The 20,745-nt window shown below is 63.9% G+C and carries 18 protein-coding genes and 1 pseudogene; 8 read left to right on the top strand and 11 right to left on the bottom strand.

Annotation, left to right across the window (positions count from 1 at the left end):
- Positions 1-12: 12 nt before the first annotated feature.
- The 9 genes and pseudogenes from NKH41_RS07805 to NKH41_RS07765 all read right to left on the bottom strand — a co-directional run bounded on the left by NKH41_RS07805 (position 13) and on the right by NKH41_RS07765 (position 8,619).
- Positions 13-1,386, bottom strand: coding sequence for an amidohydrolase family protein (locus NKH41_RS07805; RefSeq protein WP_352768619.1), 1,374 nt, complete (start codon positions 1,384-1,386; stop codon positions 13-15).
- Positions 1,387-1,425: 39 nt separating this feature from the next.
- Positions 1,426-2,994 carry a GMC family oxidoreductase gene (locus NKH41_RS07800; RefSeq protein WP_352768622.1) on the bottom strand — a complete coding sequence of 523 codons (1,569 nt, stop codon included), beginning with the start codon at positions 2,992-2,994 and terminating at the stop codon, positions 1,426-1,428.
- Positions 2,995-3,001: 7 nt separating this feature from the next.
- Positions 3,002-3,610 carry a thiamine pyrophosphate-dependent enzyme gene (locus tag NKH41_RS07795; RefSeq protein WP_352768624.1) on the bottom strand — a complete coding sequence of 203 codons (609 nt, stop codon included), beginning with the start codon at positions 3,608-3,610 and terminating at the stop codon, positions 3,002-3,004.
- Positions 3,607-4,107: a thiamine pyrophosphate-binding protein gene (locus NKH41_RS07790; protein ID WP_352470589.1), complete on the bottom strand. Its 501-nt coding sequence runs from the start codon at positions 4,105-4,107 to the stop codon at positions 3,607-3,609. The genes NKH41_RS07795 and NKH41_RS07790 overlap by 4 nt, the downstream gene beginning before the upstream one ends.
- Positions 4,108-4,197: 90 nt before the next feature.
- Positions 4,198-5,118: a LysR family transcriptional regulator gene (locus tag NKH41_RS07785; protein ID WP_352768626.1), complete on the bottom strand. Its 921-nt coding sequence runs from the start codon at positions 5,116-5,118 to the stop codon at positions 4,198-4,200.
- Positions 5,119-6,929: pseudogene (locus NKH41_RS07780) on the bottom strand (adenine deaminase C-terminal domain-containing protein). It lies immediately after the preceding gene.
- Between the two features lie 36 nt (positions 6,930-6,965).
- Positions 6,966-7,601 carry a glutathione S-transferase family protein gene (locus tag NKH41_RS07775; protein WP_352502547.1) on the bottom strand — a complete coding sequence of 212 codons (636 nt, stop codon included), beginning with the start codon at positions 7,599-7,601 and terminating at the stop codon, positions 6,966-6,968.
- On the bottom strand, positions 7,598-8,293 hold the full coding sequence (locus NKH41_RS07770; protein ID WP_352502546.1) for a Rieske 2Fe-2S domain-containing protein: 696 nt from the start codon (positions 8,291-8,293) through the stop codon (positions 7,598-7,600). Before NKH41_RS07770 ends, NKH41_RS07775 begins: the two co-directional genes overlap by 4 nt.
- Positions 8,294-8,316: 23 nt before the next feature.
- On the bottom strand, positions 8,317-8,619 hold the full coding sequence (locus NKH41_RS07765) for a hypothetical protein (RefSeq protein ID WP_352768629.1): 303 nt from the start codon (positions 8,617-8,619) through the stop codon (positions 8,317-8,319).
- A gap of 224 nt (positions 8,620-8,843) precedes the next feature.
- Here NKH41_RS07765 and add point away from each other — a divergent pair, with 224 nt between their 5' ends.
- The 8 genes from add (at position 8,844) to guaD (ending at position 18,517) form a co-directional block, all read left to right on the top strand.
- A complete protein-coding gene (gene add / locus NKH41_RS07760) occupies positions 8,844-9,884 on the top strand; it encodes an adenosine deaminase (protein WP_352684648.1) in 1,041 nt (346 codons plus the stop codon).
- Positions 9,885-9,911: 27 nt separating this feature from the next.
- Entirely contained in the window at positions 9,912-11,033 is a 1,122-nt protein-coding gene (locus NKH41_RS07755) for a BMP family ABC transporter substrate-binding protein (RefSeq protein ID WP_352540084.1), read from the top strand.
- A 115-nt stretch (positions 11,034-11,148) separates the two neighbouring features.
- Positions 11,149-12,753 (top strand): ABC transporter ATP-binding protein, encoded by a 1,605-nt coding sequence (locus NKH41_RS07750; RefSeq protein WP_352768926.1) that lies wholly within the window; start codon positions 11,149-11,151, stop codon positions 12,751-12,753.
- Between the two features lie 2 nt (positions 12,754-12,755).
- Positions 12,756-13,808 carry an ABC transporter permease gene (locus NKH41_RS07745; RefSeq protein ID WP_502895669.1) on the top strand — a complete coding sequence of 351 codons (1,053 nt, stop codon included), beginning with the start codon at positions 12,756-12,758 and terminating at the stop codon, positions 13,806-13,808.
- Between the two features lie 10 nt (positions 13,809-13,818).
- Positions 13,819-14,754, top strand: coding sequence for an ABC transporter permease (locus NKH41_RS07740; protein WP_023674225.1), 936 nt, complete (start codon positions 13,819-13,821; stop codon positions 14,752-14,754).
- A 7-nt stretch (positions 14,755-14,761) separates the two neighbouring features.
- Positions 14,762-16,162 (top strand): 8-oxoguanine deaminase, encoded by a 1,401-nt coding sequence (locus NKH41_RS07735; RefSeq protein ID WP_352768631.1) that lies wholly within the window; start codon positions 14,762-14,764, stop codon positions 16,160-16,162.
- Between the two features lie 23 nt (positions 16,163-16,185).
- Positions 16,186-17,049 (top strand): aromatic ring-hydroxylating dioxygenase subunit alpha, encoded by an 864-nt coding sequence (locus NKH41_RS07730; RefSeq protein ID WP_352768634.1) that lies wholly within the window; start codon positions 16,186-16,188, stop codon positions 17,047-17,049.
- A 100-nt stretch (positions 17,050-17,149) separates the two neighbouring features.
- Entirely contained in the window at positions 17,150-18,517 is a 1,368-nt protein-coding gene (gene guaD, locus NKH41_RS07725) for a guanine deaminase (RefSeq protein ID WP_352470600.1), read from the top strand.
- 78 nt (positions 18,518-18,595) lie between these two features.
- On the opposite strand, the gene NKH41_RS07720 is transcribed toward guaD, so the two are convergent.
- Both NKH41_RS07720 and NKH41_RS07715 read right to left on the bottom strand, forming a co-directional pair.
- On the bottom strand, positions 18,596-19,651 hold the full coding sequence (locus NKH41_RS07720) for an alpha/beta fold hydrolase (protein ID WP_352768638.1): 1,056 nt from the start codon (positions 19,649-19,651) through the stop codon (positions 18,596-18,598).
- 346 nt (positions 19,652-19,997) lie between these two features.
- A complete protein-coding gene (locus NKH41_RS07715; protein ID WP_352768641.1) occupies positions 19,998-20,582 on the bottom strand; it encodes a glutathione binding-like protein in 585 nt (194 codons plus the stop codon).
- Positions 20,583-20,745: the final 163 nt, after the last annotated feature.

Genomic DNA, 20,745 nt, shown 5'->3' with positions numbered 1-20,745 from the left:
CCGAGGCCCGTCCTATTGAGTCCATTGCAGGCTGCCGCCGGAATTCTGGGCAAGGAAAGCGGCGCGCCGGGCGAACAGGCCAGGCGCGACGCGATGGATTTCGGCGATGATCTCGCGCAGGTCGCCGGTGCGCAGCGCGCCGTCCTCGGCCAGGATCTCGCCATCGACCATCGTCAAAGACACGTCGCTGCCGCGCACGGCGTGGACAAGATTGTGATGGAAGTTGAAATAAGGTCCGTCGCGGAAGACCGGCGTCATGCGCGGCGTATCGGTGCGGACCGCGATGATGTCGGCGCGCTTGCCGACTTCAATCGAGCCGATCTCGTGGTCGAGACCGATCGCCCTGGCGCCGAGAATGGTGGCCATGCGCAGCACCTGCCAGCTATCCATGGCGGCGGCGTCGAAGTCCTTCAGCTTGCCCAGCAGCGAAGTCACCTTCATCTCTTCGAACATATCGAAATTGTTGTTCTCCTTCTCGCCGTCGGTGCCGATCCCGACAGGCACGCCGGCCTTCAGCATCTCGGCCACCAACGCGATGCCGCTTGCCAGCTTCATGTTGGAAACAGGATTGTGGGCCACCGAAACGCGGCGCTTGGAAATAAGCTCGATCTCTTCCCGATCGAGCCAGACGGCGTGGGCGATCATGGCGCGCGGCGTTTCGAAGAAGCCAAGGTCGTCCAGCGCGAACATCGGGCGTTTGCCGTAGCGCCGCTTAAATTCCGCGATCTCGATCTCGGCCTCGCTGCAATGCGTGTGGAAGCCGGTGTCGTGTTTCCTTGCGAGTTCGATCGCCCGGCGTTGGCCGGTTTCGTCGGCATAAAACAGATGCTCCAGCCCGACCCACACATTGATACGGCCGCCCGCCTTGCGATGCCAGCCCTTGATCATCGCCTCGTTCATGTCGAGCGTGTCGAAGTAGTTGTAGTCGGGATGCTCGCCGACGTAAGGCACGGCGACCAGGCGGTTGCCGATCGCCTCGGCCGCCCTGGCGCTGCCTTCCATGAACCGCCACATGTCGACGACGGTGGTCGTGCCGCCAAGCACGGATTCCGCGTAGCAGAGCCACGATGCCGCCTCGGCCTCGTGCGGCTGCAGCACGCGATGCATCGGATTGATATGGAGCGTCAGCCAGTCCCAAACCGGCAGGTGCTCCGCCGTGCCGCGCAAAAAACCGGAATGCGCATGCGCATTGACCAGCCCAGGCAAAAGCACCGCATTGTCGAGTTTCTTCACGGCCACGGCCGGATACGCAGCGCGCAATGCTGCGAGTGCGCTGACCGCGGCGATACGACCATCCTCGACCAGCACGGCGCCATCAGGCAACACGTGGTTATCTTCATCCATGGTGAGCAGCGTGTCGGCAGCGAGGATGAGACCTTGGGTCATCGCGGGTACTCCGTGTGCGGTCCGTCGGTCATGACATCCTCAAGCTGCCGCCGCGAGCAGGAAATCGGCGGCGCGCTCGCCGATCATCGTGGCGGGCGCGTGGGTGTTGCAGGTCGGGATCGTTGGGATCACCGAGGCATCGGCAACGTGCAGGCCGTCCAGCCCGTGCACGGCGAGACGGCTGTCGACGACGGCCATCGCGTCCTCGCCCATCTTGGCTGTTCCGCAGGTGTGGAAGAACGTCGTGCACGCCTCGCGGATGAAGGCGATTGTCTCGGTGCGGGTCAGTCGGCGGTCAGGTGCGGCAAAGTTGCTGAAGAGACCGGCGTTCGCCTTTGCAGCCGCCATCTCCATCACCATCTCGACCGCAGTGACCATGGCGTCGAGATCTTCCGGTTCCGCCAGAAAGTTCGGTTGGATTTCGAGCGGTCCGCCGGGCTTGCCGTCGAGCAACTTCAAGTGCCCGACGCTCTTCGAGCGCATCAGGCCCGCACCGAAGGAAAAGACATCGCCGGATAGATCGTAGCGCGCGCGGATCGCCGGTTCGGCGCTGTTGCCCTGGACGGGGAAGGCATGCAGGTCGGGCCGCGGCAGGTCCGGCCGCGACTTCCAGTTGACCATCGAGCCACCGCCATTGCCCACTATCGGTCCGATCGGTCGTTTCGCGCGGAAGACGCAGGCCTGCGCCAGCGGATGGTCCTGAAGATTCCTGCCGACACCCGGCAGGGCGCGAACGAGCGCAATGCCAAGGCGCTGCAGTTCGATCGGATCGCCGATGCCCGACAGCATCAGCAGGCGCGGCGTGTCGATGGCCCCGGCCGCGAGCACGATGCTCTCTTGCGCGCGCGTTTCGCAGATTTCGCCGCCGACGAGGTGCTTGACCGCGACGCATCGGCTGCCTTCGACCGTCAGGCTGATGGCCGCGGATCCGGTCAGCACCGTCAGCATCGGGTGATCCAGGATCGGCACGAGATAGCCCGTCGCCGAACTCCAGCGCTTGCCGTCGCAGATGTTGAAATTCGCGGCCGCCGCCCCCTCGTTGCTGGGGCCGTTCGGATCGTCGATTACGGGGATGCCGATTTCGGCCGCGCCATCGATCAGCGCCTGCGCGACCGGGTGCAGCGCCGCCGGCCGCTCGATATGGAGCGGACCGCCCGCTCCGCGAAACTCGCTTGCACCGTCGCGCCAGTCCTCGCAGCGCCGGAAATAGGGCAGCACGTCGGCGAAGCTCCAGCCCTTGGCGCCGCCAGCCTCCCAGGCATCGTAATCTTGCGGATGGCCGCGATACCACATCATCGCGTTGATGGCGCTTGAGCCGCCAAGCAGGCGCCCGCGCGGGATGCCGATGGTACGCCCATTCACCCTCAGTGTCGGAGCATAATCATAGCCCCAGTCATAGGTGCTGCGGCCAAGCGGCACCCACTTGCCGGGGTCCTCGATCTCTTCGAACCCAAGACCCGTCGGGCCGGCCTCGATCAGGAGGACGTCGGCGCCGGCATCGACCAGTCGCCGCGTCACCGCACAGCCACCGGAACCCGAGCCGACCACCACGTAATCGTAGCTGCGTTTCAGTGCGCGTCGGGGGACGACAGGTCCGAGGGTGCCCATGATCTCGTCAGTTGTGCTCGCTCGGGCCCATGATGACGATGCCTTCGCTCGCCTCGACATGGCGGACGAAGATATACTTGTCCTCGCGGCCGTCGCTGTGTTTGCGCTTGATGTCCGGCTGGACCGTTCCCGAGACCTTGGCGACCACCACATAGGGTGCCTCCATGGCGAGCCCCCTTGCACAATGTGCGTCGAACTCCTCCACCGTGCGCGCCGTATAGGCATTCTCGACGCCGGCGCCGCGCGCGATCGCGGCAAGGTCGACGCGGCCCAGCGCGGTATGGGTCGGCGGGCCGCCGATCGACTGGTAGCACTCATTGTCCCAGACCACGACGAAGAGGTTCTTCGGCTGCTCGTTTCCGAGCGTGGCCAGAATGCCCAGGTTGAAGAGCAGGCCGCCATCCGTATCGAGCGAAATGACGCGGCGGTGCGGCAGGCCGGCGGCGAGCCCGAAGGCCTGCGGCGTGACGCAGCCGAGTTGCTGCTGGAACAGGCTCGCCTCGCGCATATGCGGCGCGGCGTTGTACCACTCGTCGACGCTGCCGCCGAGCGAAAGGATCACCAGCTCATCCTTCAGCCGCGCGGCGAGCGCCTTCATGCAGTCGAAGCGTCTCACCGCACCACCTCGCCGCCGAGCGCCACAGCCGAATGGTAATAGGACGCATAGGACCAGGAATAGGCGTCAAGGATGGCGCGCTCGATCTTCGCCTCCTCCGTGACGATCCGGTACGGCACGCGCAGCGCGTTCAGCACCGGCTCCATGGTGATGCCATGCGGGACTGCCCACCAGTTGTTCTCGCCGAGCTCGCCGCGATAGCTCATCAGCATCATGACCGGGATGCCGGCTCCAAGGCCCATGCGGGCCAGCGGCTCGACCGAGGCGCGCAAGCCGGAATTTTCCATGACCAGCGCCGCGCGCTTGCCCGACAGGAAGACCCCGCCACAGATCGCCGCGCCCTCACCCTCGTTGGTGACGCGGATCGTGCGAATATCCGGATCGGCATCAAGGGCCGGGTAGAGCTCCTTGAACAGCGAATCGGGCAGGTAGCAGACGATGCTCACTCCCGCCCGCTTAAGCCCCCGAATGACCGCGTCGACCGCACTCTGCTTCATGACATCCCCTTCGGCCGGGAAGTCTCGCAAAGCTCAGTTGTTCGAGATAGGGACAAATTACTCTCTTTATCGATGCGCAAAATGCAACAACTAATCATGCAACGCCTCGACCATGCGGGCCAGCAGCGCGGCGAATGCGGAGGCCGCATCCGACATTTCGCGTTCCAGCCGGGCGAGCAGCATCAGCCGGTGCGGGTTCATGCGCGAATCGCGCAACGGCACGAAAACGAGCGATCCGTCAGCCACTTCCGGTTCGATGCCGAGCTTGGTGCGAAGCACCACGCCGAGGTTGAGGCGCACCATCTCGGTCATCAGTCCGATCGAGTTGGTCCGTGACCGTCGCGTGATGTCGATCATGGAGCGCCCGATCGCATCGTCGATCGAAATGCCCAAAGCAAGGCTGTTGTCCGAGACGATGACCTGTTCGCCGGCAAGATCGAACAGCTTCACTTGCTTGCGGCCGGCAAGGCGGCTGTCCGGATGAGCGACGACGCCCAGCGGCAGAGGCGTGCTCGCGATCTTGCGCACGTTGCGCGGCACGCGCACGTCGAAAGCAAGCGCCAGATCGCATTCGCCGTCGGCAACCGCATCGCAGGCGCGCTGCGACCCGGCGACATGCACATCGACCGATATCCGCGGATGGCGCTTCCAGAATTCCTTCAGCGCGTTCGGCACCAGCCCGCGCGCCGCGCTCTCCACGACTGCCACGGACAACGAGCCGCGGTTGAGGCCACTGAGATCGTTGATCTCGGACGAGGCGCGGGCCAACTCGGTGATGCTCTGACGCGCGTGGTAGAGCAGAAGCTCGCCTGCGCTGGTCAGTTTCAGTCGCTGGCGCACGCGTTCGAAGAGCGGTGTGCCCAGTTCGTCCTCCAGGCTCTTGATGACGCGGCTGATGGAGGATGGCGCCACGTTGAGCGCCTGCGCGGTCTGGCGCACCGAGCCCAGCCGCGCGACCATTTGGAAATAATGGATGCGCGGTGAGACCAGGCCAAGCCGGAAGGGATCCACTCAGGCGGCCTCGAAGGCGGGGACGATCTCCATTTCCGGCACCAGCACGAGACCTTTGTCGGTGATGCGGATTTCGGGGATGACCGAGAGCGGGATGAGGTTGAAGCCCATATAGGGGATGCAGCAGCCGGCCGCCTGCCATTCCCGCTTGAGGACCTTCACCTCCTCCGCGACCTCGGTGACGCGCTTGTCGGACAGCAGACCGGCGATCGGCAGTTCGACCATGGCGGTTACTTTGCCGTCGACGACGACACAGACGCCGCCTTGCGTTTCCTCGATCGCCCGCAGCGCCACCTGCATGTCGGCCTCGTTGAGGCCGGCGATGATGATGTTGTGGCTGTCGTGGCCGACAGACGATGCGACGGCGCCGCGTTTCAGCGTGAAATTGCTGAGCAGCCCGTAGGCGACGTTGCCGTCCGACTTGCCATGGCGCTCGACCACGGTGACGAAGCACAGGCCGTGGCGGTCGAAATGGTTCTGCCAGTCGTTGGCCGGATCGAGCGTGATCTTCTGGTGGCCGAGCGTGATCCCCGGCAATTCGGTGCGGATGGTGTGCGCCACCACCTTGCCGGTTGGCAGGTCCGGCGTCAGCTTGATCTGCTTCGGCAGCTTCACTGTGCAGTAGGCCGCGTCCGGATAGCGGTAGCGGGTCGAGAGGGCCTGGTCGAGCAGCGGCGTGATCTTGCCATCATCGACGACGAGCTCGCCACCATACCACGTGCTGACGGGATCGAAGCCGTCGTCGAGCAGCACCAGGTCGGCACGGCGGCCGCCACCGAGGCCTCCGATTTCGCCTTCCATGCCGAAGCGCGTCGCGCCATGCAGTGAGCCCATAGACCAGGCCTGCTCCGGCGTCATGCCGGCCTTCATCGCCTCGCGCGTCACCCAGTCAAGGCCGAAGAGCATCAGGTCGTCAGCATCGCGGTCGTCGGTGCAGACCGCGATGCGCTTGTGCGAGGCTCCGAGCTCCGTGATCGTCTTGATCGCTGCGGGCAGGCTGTGCCACGGCGTCGTCGGCGGGCCGCCGCGCAGGAACAGCCAGATGCCGGCCTCGAGCATGTCGTCGGCGATCTCGCGGTCGATCGCCTCATGGGTATCGGTGACGCCGGAGGCCGCATAGGCCGACACGAATTCGCGTCCATAGACGTGTCCCGACACCGGGCGGCCGCGTCTCAGCGCCGCAGCGCCGCAGCGAGGATGGCATGGCTGCGTTCATCGCCCATAGCCACTGGCACGAAATCCATCTTCTCGCCTAGCGCCACGGCTTCCGGCCATTTGTCGAACAATGCGCCGACCTTCTCGGCTGTCAGGTCGCCACCGGCCGTTTCCAGCAACGGCGAAGTTGCCGGGACGGTGCTCGGAACCGTCAGGAAAATGGACAACGGCGCCAGGCGCGCGTCCTCCAGCATCGCCTCGATGCCAGCAACGTCCATGACGTTGCCGATCTCGTGGCTGTCGCAGAAGAGGGTCGTGGTGCCGTTGAGCAGCGCCGCCTCGGCATAGGCGCAGGCCGTCACCATCGAGGATTCGATGTGGATGTGCGGATCGACCAGGCCGGGGGCGACGATGCCGCCCCTGGCGTCATATATCCTGGCGCTGCCGCCCTTATAAGTGCCGGCCGGCTTCACAGCGGCGATCCGCCCTCCCGACAACCAGATCTCGCGGCCTGGAAGCACGCGCTCCGAATAGGTCGACAACACGCGTGCGCCGGCAATGACCAGATCGGGATCGGCTCGCCCGGAAGCGACGCCGGCCAGCCGCCGGGTCATGGACGAGAGCGGCTGGACGGAAAAGCGCGTGAGAGAGGTCATTCTGTTGCTTGCCTCGTTCTCGTCGAATGTTGGGCGTCAATGGTAATCGGGGATGCCCGGCATGGTCGTGAAGCCGGGAACCGCGCGGAAGCGACGCACCCAGCGGCGCAGCGCCGGATACTCGTCATGGTCGACGCCGAAATCGCGGCTCAGCGCAAACGCCGGAAAAAGCGCGATGTCGGCGATGGTCGGGCGGTCCGCAGCGAACCATTCTTTCTTCTCGAAACCCCGCGCGGTCATATGGTCGTCCATGGCGCGGAGTGCGTGCGCGGCACCGGCCCGCAGCGCAGCCTCGTCGCCGCCGGCGCCGAACATGGCATGGCGGCGCGCGGCGCTGGCAACGCCGAGATCGCCGGCCGCGAAGAAAAGCCACTGCATCACCTTGGCGAAATCCGAACCATCCGCCGGCAGCCATGCACCCGTTGAATCGTGGCTGCGCGCCAGATGGACGATGATGGACTCGGCGCCGAACATCGTCACCTCGTCGTCGCGGAGAATGGGCAGGCTGCCCGCCGGGTTCATGGCCAGGAATGGCGGCGTCTTCTGCTCCGCCCCCGGAAATGCATCGACTGCAACGGTCTGCCATTCCAGGCCGAGCATGGAAAGCGCCAGCCGCACCTTGTAGCAGTTTTCGTCCAGCTCGTAGTTGTAGAGCGTGATCCTCGCCATCATGCAGCCCGCGTCGTCGAGGTCGCGCCGGTACGCCCGGTCTCGAGATGATGACGCAGCTCGCTCGTCCAAGCGAAGAAATGCTTCTGCCCCTTGCCGGCATACTTGGCTGCCGGTCCGTCAATCACGACGTGCAGGGCCGATCGTTTGTCGGTCAGTTCCTGCAGGCCAAGAAGCAACGTGTCTTCGCCGACCGTCAGGCTGAACAGCATCCCGCTCAGCGCCTTCAGATCAGCGAGCCCGGATCCGCGGGAGAAGGGCCTGGGCGGCATGGCCCTCACGACATCGATCACCATTGCGGCGGGACTGTCGAGATACAGGCTGCGGACCGGCACCACCTCCTCTGGCAAGGCAGGCAGTTCGGGTAATGCTGCTGCCGGATCCAGTGCCGTCCAGACTATCCCAGCCGCCTCGGCCGATCTGTGGGCAGACACGGTAATGGACGCCGGCACCCTGAGATCGGGGTGGGCCGGAATGTATCGGCACTGGCCGGCCGCATCGTACTGCCAGCCGTGATAAAGACAGGCAATATGATCGCCGCGGACAAAACCGAAGCTCAGCTTCATACCGCGATGCGGGCAGCGATCCTCCCACACATGCGCTGCGCCACTGTTGTCGCGCCACACCACCAGCTCGTTTCCGCCAAGGCGGATTCCGGCCGAACTGCCCGGCTCGATCGATCCCGACAGCGCCACTGGGTGCCATCCAGCCCGTATCGTCATTCTGCGTCTTTCCCTCTGGAATATTCCCAAATTTCGGCCCGTTCGCAGTCCATCACCACACAGTCGATTGGCCCCAAGCTACATGCCATCTCGAAGGCATCGATGAGATCGGGCTGGCCCGAAACCTGGACGACAAAAAAATCGTCCGCGGCTTCGTGCACCAGCAGATCGAGATTGAGCCGAGCGGCACGCCTGTCGGCGAACTCGCCAAAGCTCGACGACACCAGTCGGCCGATGAAGCGCAGGCGCGTTGTTTGAGGCGGAGGCGCAGGGTTCTGCGCTTCCCGTAGGTGCTTCATGCCTATATTTCTCCCGGCCTGCACATTTTTTAAGCAGTTTTAGAATGTGTCTAGTTAGGCATCATTTTTTGGCTTGTGCAAGCCCCGTTTCCCTGACATCTGTTGCGTATCAGGTGATCGGACAGTTGGAAAAAGCCGCGATTATCGAACAACTCGGCAGCCGTCCGTCGCCCAAGAAAACCAGGTACGGCTTTGGGGTTGCCGATCCGGGCGAGTGAGCGTCGATGTCGTTGTCAAGTTTCATTCAGCTCATGCCGAAGGTCGAGTTGCACTTGCACCTCGAGGGCGCCGTATCCGCGGAGACATTCGCCGAGCTGGCGGCGCTGAACGCGGTGCCGCTGCCGGACGGCAGACTGACATCGGAGCTCTACAGCTACGGCAACCTGCTGGATTTCCTGAAGATTTACGATCTGGTTTGCGCCTCGATCAGGACTGCGGACGATTTCTCTCGCATCACCTTCGAGGCACTGGAGCGCTGCGCTAAAGCCGGTGCGCGCTACGTCGAACTGTTCTTCAGCCCGCATGCGCATCTGGCTCATGGCGTGGCCTATTCGACTATGCTCGAAGGCATCCTCGACGGCTTTCACCGCGCAAAGGAGCGCTATGGGCTTATGGCAAAGCTGATACCGGCGCATGCGAAGCCGCTCGGCGCGGCAGGTGGCGAGCGCTTCCTGGACATGGTTCTGGCCGAGCGCCCGGCTGAGGTGATCGGCATCGGCTTCGATTACGACGAACGCCCGAACCCGCCGCCGATGTTTGCGCGCATCGTCGAGCGAGCGCGGGCTGCCGGGCTCAATGTCACCAACCATGCGGGCGAGGATGGCCCGGCGGACTATGTCCGCGATACCGTCGACGTCCTCGGCCTGAGACGGGTCGACCACGGCTACCATGTCGTCGACGATCCGGCGCTGATGGAGCAGTGCAAGGAGATGGGCATCGTCTTCACCTGCTGTCCGAGCACGACGCTGGCCACCACCGTCTGGCGTGACCTCGCCGCGCCCGACCACGCGATCCGCCGCATGATCGAGGCCGGGCTTACCGTGACGATCCACTCCGACGATCCGCCCATGTTCGCCACGACGCTCGACCGCGAATACGCGCTGATCGCCGAAAATTTTGCGCTCGGGCCGTCGGCACTGAAGCGGATCGCGCTGGCTGGCCTGTCCGCAGCATGGCTCGATGACGACATCAAGCAGGCATGGTCGGCCGACTGGTCGGCAGAAATCGACCGCCTCATGGAAACCGAACTGTCTCTCCCGAACTGAACACGACACGGAACAAAGGACCGAAGCATGATCGACCTGCGCAATCTCTCCCGCCGAGGCTTCCTCAACATGGGCGCCGCGGCCGGCGCCTCGCTGCTCCTGCCGAAATCCGGCCTTATCACGCCCGCCAATGCACAGACGCCGCTCGCCGCCGTCGCCGAGGAAAACGCGGTCATCGCCTTCGGCCACACCGGTCCGGTGACCGATGAAGGCTGGACCTGGAGCCACGACCAGGGCATGAAGGCCGTGCAGGAAGCGTTCCCGAAGCTGAAGACGCTGTTCGTCGAAAGCATCCCCTATTCGGCCGACGCGACCCGCACCTTCCGCCAGTTCGTCTCGGAAGGTGCCAACATGGTGTTTGCCACCTCCAACTATGGCGACTTCCTCTACGACGTGGCCAAGCGTTCGCCGGACGTCGCCTTCTATGAATGCGATGGCCGCAACCCGCTCGAAAATCTCTCGACCTACTATCTCGCCCACTGGTACCCAACCTACGTCACCGGTGTCGCCGCGGGCCTGATGAGCAAGAGCGGCAAGCTCGGCTACGTCGCCTCCTTCCCTGTTCCGTCGGTCTTTTCCGGCACCAATGCCTTCCTGATGGGCGCCCGTTCGGTCAATCCCAACGCCACGATGCAGACCATCGTCATCAACTCGTGGTTCGATCCGCAGGCTGCCACCCAGGCCGGCACCGCGCTCATCGACAACGGCGCCGACCTTCTGTTCGGCATCATGGACGAAGCAGGCTATCTGCAGGTGGCCGAGCAGCGCGGCGCGAAGGCCGTGATGTGGAATACCGACATCCGCCGCTACGGGCCGAAGGCCTACGTCTCCTCGATCGCGATCGACTTCAAGAAATTCTATGTCGACCAGGTGCGCCTGCGCCTCGAAGGCAAGTGGACGCCCTCGCAGACCATCCTGCCGATGGGCGGCGGTATCGACCGCGATGCCTGGGGCGAGACGGTGCCCACCGAGGTCGCAAAGCAGGCCGATGCCGTGCGCGACAAGATTCTCGGCGGCTGGAGCCCGTTCGAGGGCGAGATCAAGGACACCAAGGGCAACGTCAAGGTGGCTGCCGGCCATCGCATGACCGAAGAGGAACTCTACAACTGGGATTGGTCGATCGAAGGCGTCAGCGGCCTCCAAGCGTGATCCCGAAAGATTGCAGAGTTTTCGGATAGACTATGCGGCAGAAGGCAAAGAGCTAAGCGGGATGAATGATTTTGTTCCAGTTCATCATGCTTCGAGCGAGCACCGCTACGGCGGCATGGAGGTGCCGTCCACCTCCCCGGGACGTTACGAGCCTGGCTTCGGCGCGCCGCCGCTCGTGCTGCTCAAGGGCATCAGCAAATATTTCCCCGGCGTCGTTGCCAACCAGGACGTCGACCTGGACGTGATGCCGGGGGAGATCCACGCCTTGCTCGGCGAGAATGGCGCCGGCAAATCGACCTTGATGAACATCCTCACCGGCATCTATCAGCCGGATGCCGGTGAGATCGTCGTCGACGGCTATGCCAAGCGTTTCGCATCTCCAGTCGATGCGATCTCCGCCGGTATTGGCATGGTCCACCAGCATTTCAAGCTGGTGACCGCCTTCACGGTCGCCGAGAATATTCATCTCGGCTGGTCCGAAACGCCCAAGCGTATTGGCTCGTCGGTGCTCGAGGCGCGGACTGCCGCACTGGCCGACAAGCTGAACCTCGCGGTACGGCCATCCGCGCGCGTCGCCGATCTTTCGACCGGCGAGCAGCAGCGCGTGGAAATCCTACGCGTGCTCGCGCGCAATGCCCGTGTTCTTATCCTCGACGAGCCGACTGCAGTGCTTACTCCGGCGGAAGCGCGCGAGCTCTTCAAGGCGCTCAAGCAGTTCGTGTCCCGGGGCAATGCGGTGATCTTCATCAGCCACAAGCTCGACGAGGTCCTGGAAATATCAGACCGCATCACCGTGCTGCGCGGCGGCCGCAAGGTGGCCACCGAAAATACCGCGGACTGCGGCGAGAAGATGCTGGCGCGCCTGATGGTTGGCCGTGAGATCGTGCTCAGCAATCTGCGTGCCAGGCAGCCAGGCGCGGCCGGCATCTCCGCCGAGCCGGTGCTCAGCCTCAAATCCGTCGTCGCGCGTGACGACGTGGGCGGCATCCTTCTCGACGAGGTTTCGCTCGACATCCATGCCGGCGAGATTCTCGGCATCGCCGGTGTGGCCGGCAACGGCCAGAAGGAGCTGACCCGGGTCGTCACCGGCTTACGGCCGATCCACTCGGGCCAGATACTGCTCGGCGGAAAGGACGTCACGACCGCCGGCGCGGTCGATTACGCCAAGTTCGGCGTCGGCCACATTCCCGAAGACCGGCTGCACAGCGGCCTGGCGCCGGCGCTTTCAATCACCGACAACGCCATAATCCGCGAATATGCGTCGGCGCCTGTTTCAAAGGGCTTCGCGTTCCGACCGCGCCTAGCGGCTGCTCTCGCGCGCACGATCGCCGAAGCGGCATCCGTTGCGGTGCCCAATTTCGGCATGCCCATGCGCAACCTTTCCGGCGGTAATCAGCAGCGCCTCGTCGCACGCCGCGAGATGCGCATCGCAAGCAAGGTTCTGATCGCCGCCTATCCGAGCCGTGGCCTCGATGTCGGAGCGATCAACACGATGATGCACTATCTCGTCGAATTGCGCGATGCCGGCGTCGGTGTGCTCTTCATTTCCGAGGAGCTGGAAGAGCTGTTCAACCTGTCGGATCGCATCGCCGTGATGTTCCATGGCAGGATCATGGGCGCGGTGGAGACTGCCTCCACCGACATCGAGGAAATCGGCCTGATGATGGGCGGGCAGATGCGGTCCAGTGCTGGCGCCCAGGCCGCTGCCGGGAAGCACTGACCTTGGCGATCAAGCTCCAGCGCGTTCCATCCGCGCAGCCCTCCGTTGCCTTTGCGGCACGTGCCCTGGCTATCGTGCTGGCGCTGGGGGTCGCCGGCCTGGTTCTGGCCGCTCGCGGCAATGCTCCCGTCGAACTCGCCTGGGAGGTGCTCAGCTCGACTTTTGGCTCGAGCTTCGGGCTGGAAGACGTCGGACTTCTGGTCACTCCCCTGATCCTGACCGGCCTGTCGGTCTGGGTAGCGCTGAGAATCGGCGCCTGGAACATCGGCGCGGAGGGCCAATTCTATGCCGGCGCCTTCAGCGCCACGGCGGTCGCGCTGTTCATTCCCGGCCCGACCTGGCTGATCCTGCCTGTTATGTTCACCGCTGGCGCGCTCGGCGGGCTGCTCTGGATACTGGTGCCGACGCTGGCGCGCGCCTACGCCGATGTCAGCGAACTCATCACCACCCTGCTTCTGAATTTTGTGGCGACGCTGATGGTCTATTACGTCGCCACCGGCCCATGGCTCGACCCGAGCGGCCATGCGCTCGCGACCACTGCACGTCTGCCGCATGACGTGCCTGAATTCTGGGGTATCGTACACTACGGTTTCCCGCTGGCGATCCTGCTCACTTTTGTCATCGCAGGACTGCTCAACTACACGCGCTGGGGCTACGAGGTAAGGATCGCTGGGTCGAATCCAAGCGCGGCGCTTTATGCGGGCATGCCGTTCCGCCGCCGCCTGATCGTCGTCCTGCTGATGTCGGGAGCGATCGCCGGCATCGCCGGTATGCTGGAAGTAGCTGGCACGGTGCATCGCCTGCAGGGCGGCATCTCCAACAATTTCGGCTATCTCGGCATCATGGTCGCGGTGCTGGCGCGCGGTTCCTCACTTGGCGTGCTCGCAGGCGCGGCTTTGATGGGCGTCATCCTGAATTCGGGCATCATCCTGCAGGCGCAAGGCATCACCGTCTCGGCCGTGCTCGCCATCACCGGACTGATCCTGTTCTTCACGGCGATCGGCAACGAACTCGCTCACTACCGCATCACGCGGACCGAACCGGTCGCGAGCTGAGGAAACACCCATGGACATGATCGCCGGATTGATCCAGACCTCCATTCTCGCCGGCGGCGTGCTGGCGCTGGCGGCGCTGGGCGAGACGCTCTCCGAGCGCGCCGGCGTCGTCAATCTCGGGGTCGAAGGGCTTATGGCGCTCGGTGCAATCACTGGCATCGCGGTCGTCGTCGCCACGCCGCACCCTATGCTCGGCTTCGTCCTTGCGCTTGCCGTCGGTTTCCTCGTTGGCTGCGTCTTCGCTCTTGGCACCGTCGTCGTCAAAGCGAACCAGGTGTTGTGCGGCCTGGCGCTGACGCTGATGGGCACAGGCATGGCCGCAACGATCGGTCGCGCCTATTCCGGCATGCCGGCGCCGGCGACCTTCGCGCCGATCGCTATTCCCTATCTTAGCGACATCCCGCTGCTCGGTCGCGCGATCTTCACGCAGAACATCCTTGTCTACCTGATCTACATCGTCCTGCCGGTTGTGCTGCACTACATCATGTTCCGCACGCGCCACGGGCTGAACATGCGCGCGGTGGGCGAAAACCCCGCGGCAGCCGACGCCGCCGGTATTTCGGTGCAAAGCATCCGCTTCTGGTATGTCGCCGCGGGCTCGGCGCTGGCGGCCGGCGCCGGCGCTTACCTCACGCTTGCCTTCGTTCCCTCCTGGTCGGAAGGCGTCGTGGCCGGCCGCGGCTGGATTGCCGTCTCTCTCGTCATCTTCGCAGGCTACCGGCCCCTCAACGCCGTGCTGGCCGCTCTGCTGTTCGGTCTCATCACCTCGCTCGGCTTCGTCGGCCAAGCACGCAACTGGCCGATCGCGGCGCCGATCCTGTCGATGCTGCCCTATCTCGGCACGATCGCCCTGATCATCGTGCCGGTGCTTGCCTGGCAGCGCATGCGCCGGGTAATGGCCGCGCCGGCTGCTCTCGGCGAACCCTATTTCCGCGACATGCGTTGAGACCGTCATGCCCCGCCTGCTTGTCAAGAACATCGATCTGCTCGCCACCTTCGATGGTACGCGCCGCGAGATTTCCGACGGCGCCTTGTTGATCGACGACAACGTCATCGAAGCGGTCGGCACCACCGCGGAACTCAGTGCCTCCAGTGCCGACGAGGTGCTCGACCTATCGGGCCATGTCGTCATGCCGGGCATGGTGAACACGCATCATCATATGTACCAGAACCTCACCCGCGTGATGGCTCAGAACGACGAGCTGCTTGTCTGGCTGAAGACGCTCTATCCGATCTGGGCCGAGCTCGACGACGATGCGATAGGTGTCTCGGCGCGCGTAGCGATGGCCGAGCTTATCCATTCGGGCTGCACGACCAGCTCCGATCACCTCTACATCTTGCCCAACAACTGCACGCTCGACGCGACGATCGGTGCGGCCCGCGATATCGGTCTGCGTTTCCACGCTGCGCGTGGAGCCATGTCGCGCGGCGAAAGCCAGGGCGGCTTGCCGCCGGATCGCTGCGTCGAAAAGGAAGAGGATATCCTGAAGGATGCCGAACGGCTGATCGGCGGCTATCACGATGCGTCGCGGCATTCGATGAGCCGAATCATCCTGGCTCCTTGCTCGCCGTTCTCGGTGACTCCGGAGTTGATGCGCGATGCGGCATCGCTGGCGCGCAGCCACAAGGGCGTGAACCTGCATTCGCACCTTGCCGAAGAGCTTTTCGAGGAGAAGTACTGCCTCGAAATCTATGGCAAACGGCCGGTCGAGTTCGCCGAATCCGTCGGCTGGCTCGGTGACGACGTCTGGTTCGCCCACTCGATTTTCATGACCAGCGACGAGATCGACCGCTTCGCCGAAACCGGCACCGGGGTCGCCCATTGCCCGTCGGCTAACATGCGCTGCGGCCAGGGCATCGCGAAGATCCGCGAGATGCTCGACAAGGGCGTGAAGGTCGGCCTTGGCGTCGACGGCTCGGCCTCGAACGACACGTCGAACCTGTTCATGGAAGCGCGGCTGGCGCTGATGCTTCAGCGTGTCGCGCCGCACCACTACCTCTCCGAAAAGCCCGGCGGCCGCGGCGGTTTCGGCGGCACGCCGACGGCGCTGTCCGCGCGCGAGGCCCTCGAAATGGCGACGCGCGGTGGCGCTGCCCTGCTCGGCCGCAATGACATCGGCCATCTCGCGCCCGGCATGTGCGCCGACTTCATCGCGGTCAAACGCAGCCAACTCGGCCTTTCCGGCACCGAGCGCGACCCGCTCGCCGCGCTGGTGCTTTGCGGACCCTTCAAGGTCGACTATTCCTACATCAACGGCCGGCAGATTATCGCGAGAGGCGACTTCGCCTCTTTCGATGTCGAGGCGGCGATGGCCGACCACCGGGCTGTGATGGACCGCATCTATCGGCAGTGAGATAGCACAGGAAGGACGCAACAATGACCATTAAGCGAGCTGCGGAGCAGGCGGCCCTCGACCAATGGTATTGCATTGACGCGCTGAACGAGATTCCGGTCGGCACGTTGCCGAACCGGCTTCTGGGCATCGATCTATTGGTAGCCCGCGATACGGCAGGCGCGGTCAATGTGTCGCGTGCCGGCGACGGCAGCCAAGTCCCGGCCAAGGAACGCTACGGCTATCTATGGATCACGCTCGGCATGCCGGCCGGCGATGTGCTGTCGATCCCGGAGGTCTATGAGGACGACCGCCGGCCTGTCGTTTGCGGAGCGATCGCGGTAAAGGCGTCCGGCCTGCGCATCGTCGAGAATTTCCTCGACATGGCCCATTTCCCCTTCGTCCATACCGACATATTGGGCGCCGAGCCGCACACGGAAGTGCGGCATTACACAACCGAAATCCGCCGCGACGTGGATGAGGTGTGGGCGACCAACTGCGAATTCTTCCAGCCGCAGGCAGCACTCTCGGCGACCGGCGGCATCATGACCCAATACATGTACCGGGTCGCCAATCCTTTCGCGGTGATGCTCTACAAGACCTGCCCCAACTCGGCTACCCGGTGGGACGTGATCTGTCTGTTCGTGCAGCCCCTCGATCCGGACCGCTGCCGCGCGCACCCCGTCATGTTCCTGATCGACGACGTATCGACCACGACCGAACTTGTGCAGTTCCAGCAGCTCATCTTCCTGCAGGACCGCATCATCCTGGAGAACCAACGGCCACTTCTTTTGCCGCTCGAGCCGCGCGCGGAAATCCCGACGCGGGCCGACGGCTCGTCGATCGCCTATCGCCGCTGGCTGAAGGAGAAGGGCATCACCTACGGCACGACGGCGCAAGCCGCATGAGCGGCAGCCCTTCCGATATTGTCATCGGCATCGACGGACGGGCAATCGCGCTCTGGCGCTTCGCGACGGCAGTGCGTAGCTGTTCTTCGGCGGAGGACAGGTGAGCGACCTGAGCGGCAAGACGCTTCTGGCCAGCGGCTTTCACGCGCCGGAGCGCGGGCTCGTGGAAGAGTTGCTCCATGCCCTGATCGCAATCGATCAATCAGGCATCATCGCCTCGGTGCTGCATCCGCATGATGCCGGCTATGACGAGGCGCTGGAGGCCGCGCGCCGGACCGGTTCGCTGGCGACCTTGCCGGCGCAGAGTTATCTGCTGCCCGGCTTCGTCGATCTTCACGTGCACGCGCCGCAATATCCGCAGCTCGGCAGGGCGCTGGACGTGCCGCTCGAGGCCTGGCTCCACAAACACACGTTTCCCCTGGAGGCGCGCTACGCCGATCTCGCCTTCGCGCGGCGCAGCTACGGCCTGCTGGTCGACGACCTGATCGCTAATGGCACGACCACAGCGCTCTACTTCGCAACCATCCACCAGGACGCGACAAGGCTGCTCGTCGACATTTGCCTCGAACGGGGGCAACGTGCGCTGGTCGGCAAAGTGGCGATGGACAATCCCGACGAGTGCCCGGCCTACTATCGCGATACCTCGGCGGACGCGGCCATCGATGGCACGCGCGCTCTGATCGACTACGTGCATGGGCATCCGGACAATGCCACGGGACGGGTAAAGCCGGTCATTACGCCGCGCTTCATCCCCTCCTGTACCGACGCCGCCCTCAAAGGGCTCGGCACGCTTGCGCAGGAATGCGGCTGCCATGTGCAGACGCATTGCTCGGAGAGCGACTGGGCGCATGGCTACGTGCTGCAGCGCCACGGGATCAGCGACACGTCTAGCCTTGATCGCTTTGGCCTGCTGCGCGCCGGCAGCGTGCTCGCGCACGCCAATTTCATTACGCTTGCCGACATGGAGACGATCCGCGTGCGCAAGGCGGCCGTGGCGCACTGCGCCGTCTCCAACGCCTACTTCGCAGGCGCCGTGTTCCCGTTGAGGGCGGCCCTCGAGAAGGGTGTCAAGGTCGGGCTCGGCACCGACATTTCCGGGGGACCGAGCGCCTCGATGTTCGATGCGATGCGCGCGACGGTCATGTCGTCGCGCATGCTGGAAACCGGCACCGACCCGGCGCTAGCGGCCGAGACGCGCGGCACGGCCGGAACAGCACGCGTCGACTTTCGCGAGTCCTTCCACCTGGCGACGGCAGGCGGTGGCGCGGCACTCGGCTTGCCTGTGGGGCGATTCTCGCCTGGCTACCATTTCGATGCGATCCTGGTCGACACCGCCGCGCCCAGAGGCACAATTCACCTGTGGGACGAACTCGACGACGGCGACGGCATCCTTCAGAAGATCGTCTACTCCGCTTCCAGGGCCAACATCGCGTCAGTCTGGGTCGGCGGGAGAGCTGTTCTCGCCTAAGCGGACCGGAGGCTGTGCCGAGAACCAGGACTCTTCCCGTTTTATTCCTTACGGTCGGGGGCACGTCATGGATTTTGATCAGTATTCGCCGACGTCGATGACAGCCTGGGCAAAGGCTTGCGGGGCTTCTTGAGGCAAGTTGTGGCCGATACCGCCGGTGATGATCCGGTGCGTGTATCTGCCCGAGAATTTCTTGGCGTAGGAACTGCTGTCGGGATGGGGTGCGCCATTGGCATCGCCCTCAAGGGTAATGGTCGGCAGTGTGATCACGGGAGCTTCGGCCAGCCGGTTTTCCAGAACGTCATATTCCGGCTCGCCCTGTGCCAGGCCGAGCCTCCAGCGGTAATTGTGAATGACGATGCTGACGTGATCCGGGTTGTCCAGTGCTGCGGCGCTGCGCTGGAAGATGTCATCGTCGAAATTCCACTGCGGCGAAGCGAGTTGCCAGATGAGTTTGGCGAAATCGCGCGTGTATTTCTCGTAGCCGGCGCGGCCGCGATCGGTGGCGAAGTAATACTGATACCACCATTGAAGCTCCGCCTCCGGTGCCAGCGGCACCATGCCGACCTGCTGATTTCCGATGAGATAGCCGCTCACCGAGACGATCGCCTTGCAACGCTCAGGCCAGAGCGCGGCAACGACATTGGCCGTTCGAGCGCCCCAGTCGCAGCCGGCGATCGTGGCCTTTTCGATCCCCAGCGCATCCATCAGGGCGATCGTATCCGCGGCGAGCGCCGACTGCTGGCCGTTGCGCATCGTCTCGTCCGACAGGAAGCGCGTAGTGCCGTAGCCGCGCAGGTAGGGCACAATCACGCGGTACCCTTTTGCGGCAAGCAGGGGAGCGACATCGGCGTAGGTGTGAATGTCATAAGGCCAGCCATGAAGCAGGATCACTGGGGCACCTTCGGCGGGCCCCAGCTCCGCATATCCGACGCTCAGTTTTCCGGCATTGACCTGCCCGAGCGAGCCGAATGATTCCGGCCTGGCTTGCGTCGCGGACGCCCTCGCCTCGACCGTCCAAGTGGCCGCCGGCTCGCTCAAACCGAGTTCGGTGGCGGCGAACGTCATTGCTGCAGCACCAACAATGCGCCGGCGGCGATGATCGACCGTGTCGGGAGCTTTACTCGCATTCATGATGAAGCCTCTGTAATGACCAACAAGCAGGAACGACCGGACCCGCCCGCCTCATCGGCCGACAGGAAATGTTGCCTATTTCGATGGTGACTGCGGGCGGCGGACCAACCACTGTAACACTCGGCCAGGAGGCAGTGCGGCGAACTCTGATTGAATGCCGGTCAGGTCAAGCGTTTCCTCGATTTCCCTCCTCAGAAATTCGAGACTTAGGCCGTCCCCGCGCTTGGAAGCGGCTGGATGTAGATGTAGCATCCGCAGGAACGGCAGCATGAGAATGACTCCTGATCTTCTGTTTGGGCGAGAGGACATGTTGCATCTGGTCTTATGCTCGAAGTCGCCCTCGGCTTCAGACGAGGCCCTCACGATCCATTGCGATGCGCACGGCCGGTCGGGCAGCCATTCGGACGCGAAGGGCTTGCAAAGGCGCGGGAACAGGGACGTGGAAGCGGGCCGCCCAAAGCAGCATCACGAAAAGATAAAAATTCGCGACGCTGGGTTTGTCGCCGAACAGATAGTCGGTCTCGAGCCCGTCAGCGAAGAACTCGAGTTGGCTCGTAATCGTCGCGCTCGCCCTGGCCTTTTCGGCATCGCTGCTTTGGTGCCACATCGGCTTAAAGCTTCGGTGTATTTCAGTTGAGACGTAGGTCAGCGCTTCGAGAAGGCGGGTACGGCCCAACGGCCCCGCCACTGCCAGTGGCGGGTATTGCGACGCAATCCAGTCGAGGACGGCGATATTTTCCGTCAGCGTTTCGCCGCTATCCAGCACGAGGGCTGGAACATAGCCCTTGCGCGTGACGGTAGTGAAATCATCCCCGGAGCCTGTCCGTTTGGTCTTGAGGTTCACACTTTCGCGCTCGAAGGAAACACCGGCCTCTTCCAGAGCGATGTGGTCCGCCAGGCTGCAGGCGAGAGGGCTGTAGTAGAGTTTCACCGCTTTTCCCTTTTCTGAACCCGATTGAATCCCGCAATTGGTCGTCGCCGAGCGGAAAACCTGCCCCGCGCCACGCGAGACAACCGCTCCAGAAACTCGCACTTGGCGGAGACGACGACTACGACACCGACAGCTAGACGTGCCTATGCCGAGGTATGGTCGG

It is taken from the genome of Mesorhizobium sp. M1169, from assembly GCF_040318345.1.
Classification (GTDB): Bacteria; Pseudomonadota; Alphaproteobacteria; order Rhizobiales; family Rhizobiaceae; genus Mesorhizobium.
Note: the sequence above shows the minus strand (reverse complement) of the source record. Positions and strands in the feature narration are given on the sequence as shown.

What these genes read in the sequence shown, in the direction of transcription:
- add (WP_352684648.1), top strand. Translation starts at nt 8,844, where the DNA reads ATGTCGTTGTCAAGTTTCATTCAGCTCATGCCGAAGGTCGAGTTGCAC.
- NKH41_RS07740 (WP_023674225.1), top strand. Translation starts at nt 13,819, where the DNA reads ATGGACATGATCGCCGGATTGATCCAGACCTCCATTCTCGCCGGCGGC.
- NKH41_RS07765 (WP_352768629.1), bottom strand. Translation starts at nt 8,619, where the DNA reads ATGAAGCACCTACGGGAAGCGCAGAACCCTGCGCCTCCGCCTCAAACA.
- NKH41_RS07750 (WP_352768926.1), top strand. Translation starts at nt 11,149, where the DNA reads ATGGAGGTGCCGTCCACCTCCCCGGGACGTTACGAGCCTGGCTTCGGC.
- NKH41_RS07790 (WP_352470589.1), bottom strand. Translation starts at nt 4,107, where the DNA reads ATGAAGCAGAGTGCGGTCGACGCGGTCATTCGGGGGCTTAAGCGGGCG.
- NKH41_RS07800 (WP_352768622.1), bottom strand. Translation starts at nt 2,994, where the DNA reads ATGGGCACCCTCGGACCTGTCGTCCCCCGACGCGCACTGAAACGCAGC.
- NKH41_RS07805 (WP_352768619.1), bottom strand. Translation starts at nt 1,386, where the DNA reads ATGACCCAAGGTCTCATCCTCGCTGCCGACACGCTGCTCACCATGGAT.
- NKH41_RS07735 (WP_352768631.1), top strand. Translation starts at nt 14,762, where the DNA reads ATGCCCCGCCTGCTTGTCAAGAACATCGATCTGCTCGCCACCTTCGAT.
- NKH41_RS07720 (WP_352768638.1), bottom strand. Translation starts at nt 19,651, where the DNA reads ATGAATGCGAGTAAAGCTCCCGACACGGTCGATCATCGCCGCCGGCGC.
- NKH41_RS07775 (WP_352502547.1), bottom strand. Translation starts at nt 7,601, where the DNA reads ATGATGGCGAGGATCACGCTCTACAACTACGAGCTGGACGAAAACTGC.
- NKH41_RS07730 (WP_352768634.1), top strand. Translation starts at nt 16,186, where the DNA reads ATGACCATTAAGCGAGCTGCGGAGCAGGCGGCCCTCGACCAATGGTAT.
- NKH41_RS07755 (WP_352540084.1), top strand. Translation starts at nt 9,912, where the DNA reads ATGATCGACCTGCGCAATCTCTCCCGCCGAGGCTTCCTCAACATGGGC.